The 6,891-nt window shown below is 61.2% G+C and carries 6 protein-coding genes; 2 read left to right on the top strand and 4 right to left on the bottom strand.

The window, feature by feature from the left end; genetic code table 11:
- Window positions 1-81: 81 nt before the first annotated feature.
- Window positions 82-2,178 carry a putative bifunctional diguanylate cyclase/phosphodiesterase gene (locus WBB95_RS23045; protein ID WP_424489665.1) on the top strand — a complete coding sequence of 699 codons (2,097 nt, stop codon included), beginning with the start codon at window positions 82-84 and terminating at the stop codon, window positions 2,176-2,178.
- 54 nt (window positions 2,179-2,232) lie between these two features.
- On the top strand, window positions 2,233-2,979 hold the full coding sequence (locus WBB95_RS23040) for an SDR family oxidoreductase (protein ID WP_424489664.1): 747 nt from the start codon (window positions 2,233-2,235) through the stop codon (window positions 2,977-2,979).
- A 12-nt stretch (window positions 2,980-2,991) separates the two neighbouring features.
- Here WBB95_RS23040 and WBB95_RS23035 read toward each other — a convergent pair whose 3' ends face one another.
- The 4 genes from WBB95_RS23035 to WBB95_RS23020 all read right to left on the bottom strand — a co-directional run bounded on the left by WBB95_RS23035 (window position 2,992) and on the right by WBB95_RS23020 (window position 6,834).
- Window positions 2,992-3,456 (bottom strand): hypothetical protein, encoded by a 465-nt coding sequence (locus tag WBB95_RS23035; protein WP_424489663.1) that lies wholly within the window; start codon window positions 3,454-3,456, stop codon window positions 2,992-2,994.
- A 94-nt stretch (window positions 3,457-3,550) separates the two neighbouring features.
- Complete coding sequence (mapR, locus tag WBB95_RS23030) at window positions 3,551-4,960, bottom strand: GntR family transcriptional regulator MpaR (protein ID WP_424489662.1); 1,410 nt, start codon at window positions 4,958-4,960, stop codon at window positions 3,551-3,553.
- Between the two features lie 41 nt (window positions 4,961-5,001).
- Complete coding sequence (ccoG, locus tag WBB95_RS23025) at window positions 5,002-6,411, bottom strand: cytochrome c oxidase accessory protein CcoG (protein WP_424489661.1); 1,410 nt, start codon at window positions 6,409-6,411, stop codon at window positions 5,002-5,004.
- A 183-nt stretch (window positions 6,412-6,594) separates the two neighbouring features.
- Window positions 6,595-6,834 carry a DUF3203 family protein gene (locus WBB95_RS23020; RefSeq protein WP_424489660.1) on the bottom strand — a complete coding sequence of 80 codons (240 nt, stop codon included), beginning with the start codon at window positions 6,832-6,834 and terminating at the stop codon, window positions 6,595-6,597.
- Between the last annotated feature and the right edge of the window lie 57 nt (window positions 6,835-6,891).

The following is a 6,891-nucleotide window of genomic DNA, read 5'->3' as shown; positions in this document are numbered from 1 at the left end:
GCCCAAGATTTAATCTCGCTACAATCGCCCGCTTTGCCACCTGGCACGGGCGTTTCAGGTCCGTCGGTTTTGAGAAGTCCCATGCTGATCGGTAGTTATTCCCCCTCCCTGGTCGTGATCTCCCTGTTCGTCGCGATCCTGGCCTCCTACACCGCGCTGGACCTGGCAGGTCGCATCGCGACCGCCAAAGGCCGCGCCGTGCATTTGTGGATAGCCGGCGGCGCATTGGCCATGGGCGTCGGCGTATGGTCCATGCACTTTATCGGCATGTTGGCCCTGCGCCTGCCGTTCGCCCTCGGGTTCGACCTCGGCATTACCGCGCTGTCGCTGCTGATCGCCGTGCTGTCCTGCGGCTTCGCGCTGTGGCTCGTCAGCCAGCCACGCCTGCCTGCCTGGCAACTCGCATTTGGCGCGCTGATCATGGGCGCAGGCATCAGCAGCATGCACTACACCGGCATGGCCGCGATGCGCATGACCCCGGGCATCGACTACGACCCCGCGCTGTTTGGCGCCTCGTTGCTGATCGCCGTGGTGGCGTCCGGCGCGGCGCTGTGGATCGCCTTCAACCTGCGCCGCAATACACCGTATGTGCGCCTGGCGCGTGGCGGGGCGGCCGTGGTGATGGGCATCGCCATCGTCGGCATGCACTACACCGGCATGGCCGCAGCCCAATTTGCCGACAACAGTTTTTGCGGCGCAGCGTTGACCGGCTTGAGTGGCAAAGGCCTGGATAACCTGGTGCTGGTAACGTCGCTGGCGGTGCTGGTCATTGCGTTGTTGACCTCGCTGCTTGATGCCCGCCTCGAAGCGCGCACGGCCGTGCTGGCCGACTCGCTGACCTTGGCCAACCAGGAGCTGACCCACCTGGCCCTGCATGACATGCTCACCGGCTTGCCCAATCGCACGTTGCTCGCCGACCGCATTCAACAGGCCATCCAGGCCGTGAAGGAGCAAGGCAGTTGCTTTGCCCTGATGTTTATCGACCTGGACGGGTTCAAGCCGGTCAACGATGCTTTTGGCCATCACATGGGCGATCAGTTGCTGCGCGAGGTGGGGCTGCGTCTGCGCGAGGACTTGCGCAGCCAGGACACGTTGGCGCGTATCGGCGGGGATGAGTTCGTGTTGCTGGTGCAATTGACCCAGCCGGACGATGCCATGGGCCTGGCCGAACGCCAGGTCGGCCTGATCAACCGTGCGTTCAAGGTTGCCGAGCATGAGCTGAAAATTTCCGCCAGCATCGGCATCGCGATGTTTCCGGGCAACGGTAACAGCCCCCAGGAACTGTTGATGAACGCCGACGCCGCCATGTACCACGCCAAGGGCATGGGCAAGAACGGCTACAGCTTCTTTGACGTGTCGATGAACACCAATGCGCGCAAGCAGCTGCAGCTGTTGCAGGATTTGCGCAACGCCGTTGAACAGGCGCAGTTCCGTCTGTATTACCAGCCCAAGTTCGATGCCGCCAGTGGCATTGCAGTAGGCGCTGAAGCCTTGCTGCGGTGGGAACACCCACAACAGGGCCTGTTGTTGCCGGCGACGTTTATCGAGCTGGCGGAAAAAACCGGGCTGATCATTCCCATCGGCGAATGGGTCCTTAACGAAGCCTGCCGCCAGATGGCCATCTGGTACGCCCAGGGCTATGAAGACTGGCGCATTGCGGTGAACCTGTCGGCGTTGCAGTTTTGCCACGCCGGGTTGGTCAACAGCGTCGCGGCGGCGCTGGAGCGTCACAAGCTGCCGGCCAACAGCCTGACCCTGGAGATCACCGAGACCACGGCCATGAGCGATGCCGACGCGAGCATGACGGTGTTGCAGCAGCTTTCGGACATGGGCGTCGACCTGTCCATCGATGACTTCGGCACCGGGTATTCGAGCCTGATGTACCTCAAGCGCCTGCCGGCCAACGAGCTGAAGATCGACCGTGGTTTTGTCCGTGACCTGGAGCACGACAGCGACGACGCCGCCATCGTTTCGGCAATCGTGGCCCTCGGCCAGGCCCTGGGCCTGCGAATTGTTGCCGAAGGCGTGGAGACCGATGTGCAGCAGAGTTTCCTGACCCGCTTGGGTTGCAACTCGTTGCAAGGCTACCTGTTGGGGCATCCATTGCCGGCCGACGGTTTCATGGCTGACATTCAGCGCGCGGAAGACGCGGTAGCGCCTGACAAACGTCGCGTGTGACGGGTATTCTTGGATCCAACCCTAATCATCAGGTTGAATCAGGAGAGCGCACGCATGGACAAAGTCGTCATTATCACCGGGGGCAGCCGTGGGATTGGCGCCGAGACGGCATTGCTGGCCGCTCGCCAGGGCTATCGCATCTGCATCAATTACCAGGCCGACGAAAAAGCCGCCCACAGCGTCCTGGAACAGGTTCGCGCCTTGGGCGCGCAGGCCATCGCCGTCAAGGCTGATATCAGCATCGAAGACGAAGTGATCGCGCTGTTCAGTCGCGTTGACGCTGAACTGGGCCGTGTTACCGCGCTGGTGAATAACGCCGGCACCGTGGGGCATAAGTCGCGGGTTGATGAGCTGTCGGAATTTCGCATCCTTAAAATTCTCAAGACCAACGTATTGGGCCCCATCCTGTGCGCCAAGCACGCGGTGCTGCGCATGTCGCCCAAGCATGGCGGGCAGGGCGGCAGCATCGTCAATGTGTCGTCGGTGGCCGCGCGGTTGGGGTCGCCGGGAGAATACGTCGACTACGCCGCGTCCAAGGGCGCGCTGGACACCTTCACCATTGGCCTGTCCAAAGAGGTGGCAGGTGAGGGCATTCGCGTCAACGCGGTGCGCCCCGGTTACATTTTTACCGATTTCCATGCCCTGAGTGGCGACCCCGATCGCGTCAGCAAGCTCGAATCAGGCATTCCCATGGCCCGTGGCGGGCGCCCGGATGAAGTGGCCGAAGCGATTATCTGGCTGCTGTCGGACAAGGCTTCGTACACCACCGGCAGCTTTCTCGACCTGGGCGGCGGGCGTTAGGGCGCCACGCAGTCAAGTCTGCAGGTAGCGCAAGACCTCGTAGCCCTTACGCGAAAAGGCCTTGAGCAGGCTGGCTTCCGAGTCATGCGCAAGGCCATAGCCGTCGTTGTAGAAACCGTCGATATGGCCATTGCGGCTATGGCTCGCGCTGAGCGTTCGCTCGTCCACGTTGTCGATGAACCGAAGCACCTTGTCCAGATGGTAAGCCGCATCGGCTCTGGACGTAGGGTCTGGGTTGGCATCAGTCCAGTCACCGACCTGCATCATGAGCTCATCGCCAACCTCGTAATGATCGCGGCCTTCCAGGAAGCGCTTCATGATAGGGCTTTGTTCGATGATTCTTTCTGCCGTGCGGTGATCAAACGCAGGGCGGCCTGTGGGCCCGGTCATCTCGCGCACTTGTTGCTGTTCGACCGCACGCATGTAGTGAGGAGGCTTGGGCAGCCACAGAAGGCTGGAGAGGACAGAAATATACATGGCGGAACCTATACGTTGAACCAAGGGAAACGCACCTTTGCCGGTGTGAAAAGTACGTTTCACTGGGTGGTTCTTTCGTAGGGTTAGTTCCGGCCTAGAACGACCGCACAATCCGCCCCAGGGTTTCCATTGCCTTCTCAGCGGTTTCGGTCCAGGGGCTGCCGTAATTCAAGCGAATGCAGTTTCTGAAACGCCGGGTCGCCGAAAATATCGGCCCCGGCGCGATGCTGATGCCTTGGGCCAAGGCCATTTGGAACAGCTTCAACGAATCGGTCTGCTCGGGCAGCTCCAACCACAGGAAGTAGCCGCCGGCCGGCTGGCTGACCCGCGTCTGTGCCGGGAAATACCGGGCGATGGCGGCCAGCATGGCGCTTTGCTGCTCTTCCAGGGCATAGCGCAATTTGCGCAGGTGCCGGTCATAACCGCCGTGTTGCAGGTAGTCGGCAATCGCCGCCTGGGCCGGCATTGACGGGCACAGCGAGGTCATCAGCTTCAAGCGTTCGACTTTTTGCGCATAGCGCCCGGCCGCGACCCAACCGACGCGGTAACCCGGTGCCAGGCTTTTGGCAAACGAGCCGCAATGCATGACCAAACCTTCGGTGTCGAAGGCCTTGGCCGGTTTAGGCGCGTGTTGTCCGTAATACAGCTCTGCGTAGACGTCGTCTTCGATCAGCGGCACCTGGTGGCTGCGCAGCAATTCCACGAGCGCCTGTTTTTTTGCCTCCGGCAGCGTGGCGCCCATGGGGTTCTGGAAGCTGGTCATGGTCCAGCAGGCTTTGATCGGGTAGCGCTCAAGGCTTTGTGCCAAGGCGTTGAGGTCGATGCCATCGCGCGGGTGCACGGGAATTTCCACGGCCTTGAGCTTCAAGCGTTCCAGCACTTGCAGGCAGGCATAAAACGCTGGCGCTTCAATGGCCACCAGGTCGCCCGGTTCGGTGACGGCCTGCAGGCACAGGTTCAGCGCTTCCAGGGCGCCGTTGGTGATCAGCAGCTCTTCCATGGGCAGCATCAAGCCGCCGACCATGTAGCGCAGGGCAATTTGCCGACGCAGTTGCGGGTTGCCCGGCGACATGTCGGTGACCACCAGGCGCGGGTCCATCTCGCGGCTGGCGCTGGCCAGCGAGCGGGCCAGGCGCGGCAACGGAAACAGCATGGGGCTGGGGAAGGCCGAGCCAAAGGGCACGGTATTGGGGTCCTTGATGGAGTCGAGCACGGAAAACACCAGCTCGCTCACGTCCACTTCGGTGGACTCGTGCACCTGCTCGCTCACCACCGGCTCGGAAAACGGGCTCGGCGCATGGGTGTTGACGAAGTAGCCCGAGCGCGGCCGCGCGCGGATCAGGCCGCGACGTTCGAGCAGGTAGTAAGCCTGGAACACCGTGGACGGGCTGACGCCATAGGTCTGGCTGGCGTAGCGCACTGAGGGTACCCGCTGGCCGGGCCCGAGGACACCGGAGCGGATCAGTTCTGCGATGTCTTCGGCGAATCTTTCGTAGCGTTTCATGGGGGCCTAATGCGCTTTTTTATCGGGTATGACCAGGAACATCAACGGTTCAGCGGTGCCACAAAGCGGCTGTCGGCAGCACTGAAAATCCACGGTTCGTCCACGTCGTACACCTTGAACCGCAGCGTCTGTGAACTGCTTGCCGGGGTGTCCGCCAGCAACGCCACCGACACCGGTACATCGCTGATTTCTCCCGGTGCCAGGCTGATGTGGGTTTTGCCTTGCAACTGGAAGCCGTCGGCATCCACCAACTCCAGGCGGTAGTCCTGGCGTTGCTGGGTTTTGTTGATGACTTTCAGGCTGTAGATGTTTTCGATCAGGCCTTCGCTGTTTTCGCGGAACATGCCACGGTCTTTGGTCACGTCCAGCGAGACCATCGGCCGTTCCACCAAGGCCACCACCAACGCCGCAATCATCACCAGCAGCACGGCACTGTAGCCGATCAGCCGTGGCCTGAGCAGGTGGGTTTTGCCACCTTGCAGTTGATGCTCGGAGGTGTAGCTCACCAAGCCGCGCGCATAGCCCATCTTGTCCATGATCGAATCGCAGGCGTCGATGCACGCCGCACAACCGATACATTCCATTTGCAGCCCGTCGCGAATGTCGATGCCGGTGGGGCATACCTGCACACAAAGCTTGCAGTCGATGCAGTCGCCGAGGCCGACGTGCGCAGGGTTGGCCTCACGCTTGCGCGGGCCACGTTGTTCGCCACGGGCAGCGTCGTAGGAAATGGTCAGTGTGTCTTTGTCGAACATTACGCTCTGGAAGCGCGCATACGGGCACATGTGCATGCACACCGCTTCGCGCAGCCAACCGGCATTGAGGTAGGTGGCGGCGGTGAAAAACAGCACCCAGAACAGGCTCACGCCGCCCATTTGCCAGGTCAGCAGCTCGGTCGCCAGGGGCCGGATGGGCGTGAAGTAGCCGACGAAGGTCAGCCCGGTCAGTACGCTGATGCCCAGCCACAGCGTGTGTTTGGCCGAGCGTCGCGCGAGTTTGTCAAGGGTCCAGGGCGCGGCTTGCAGCTTGATGCGTTGGTTGCGCTCGCCTTCAGTAACCTTTTCACACCACATGAACAGCCAGGTGAAAGAGCTTTGCGGGCAGGTGTAGCCGCACCACACGCGGCCGGCGAACACGGTAATCGCGAACAGCCCGAAGGCGCAGATGATCAGCAGCGCCGATAACAGAATGAAATCCTGCGGCCAGAACGTCGCACCAAAGATGTGGAATTTGCTCTCGGCCAAATCCCATAACACAGCTTGGCGCCCACCCCAGTTCAGCCACACGGTGCCAAAAAACGCCAGGAACAGAAAGCCGGCACCACCCACACGCAAGGTGCGATACAGGCCGGTGAAGCTGCGGGTATGGATCAGGGTGTCGCTGGGTTGGGCCTTCACCTTCTTTGGGTGTAGGGGCTCAAAGGTTTCCACGGTGGGGATTCGTTCGCTCATGGTTGTTCGCTCATCAGCCTCCATCAGGCCAATGAACTATGCGTGCCGTGCTGTTTACATAACAGACTCAGGTAGGGTGATAAAAAGCGGATCAGATGGGGTGCTCGGCGGCGCCTGCGACAATGCGCTGCACCCCGTGGCGCAGGGGCGCAGCTGATTATGGCGGGTGCTGATACAGATCAATCAAATCACCGAATCACTGTCGGTCGCCTTCACGTGTTGGCGTCCGTCCTGTGCACCAGCGACGGTCAGGGCATCGGCTTCGGCTTCGGTAATGTAGACCCGCTCGCCGCTGACCTCGACAAACGACATGGATTTGTCGCTGTCGGTGCTGACCGTGACCTGTGAAGCCGGCAGGTCGTGTTCGAGGCCGTCATCGCTGACTTTGAAGTAGCACGTCTGGTTTTCGATACGGACAGGCATGGCGATCTCCTTTCATAGGCTGGTGAACGTTAGGTTTCGGTGCGGCGGGCACGGTTC

The organism is Pseudomonas sp. (assembly GCF_049645325.1).
Classification (GTDB): domain Bacteria; phylum Pseudomonadota; class Gammaproteobacteria; order Pseudomonadales; family Pseudomonadaceae; genus Aquipseudomonas.
Note: the sequence above shows the minus strand (reverse complement) of the source record. Positions and strands in the feature narration are given on the sequence as shown.

Coding starts and splice junctions, on each gene's coding strand:
- ccoG (WP_424489661.1), bottom strand. CDS start 6,411: ATGAGCGAACGAATCCCCACCGTGGAAACCTTTGAGCCCCTACACCCA.
- WBB95_RS23040 (WP_424489664.1), top strand. CDS start 2,233: ATGGACAAAGTCGTCATTATCACCGGGGGCAGCCGTGGGATTGGCGCC.
- WBB95_RS23035 (WP_424489663.1), bottom strand. CDS start 3,456: ATGTATATTTCTGTCCTCTCCAGCCTTCTGTGGCTGCCCAAGCCTCCT.
- WBB95_RS23045 (WP_424489665.1), top strand. CDS start 82: ATGCTGATCGGTAGTTATTCCCCCTCCCTGGTCGTGATCTCCCTGTTC.
- mapR (WP_424489662.1), bottom strand. CDS start 4,960: ATGAAACGCTACGAAAGATTCGCCGAAGACATCGCAGAACTGATCCGC.
- WBB95_RS23020 (WP_424489660.1), bottom strand. CDS start 6,834: ATGCCTGTCCGTATCGAAAACCAGACGTGCTACTTCAAAGTCAGCGAT.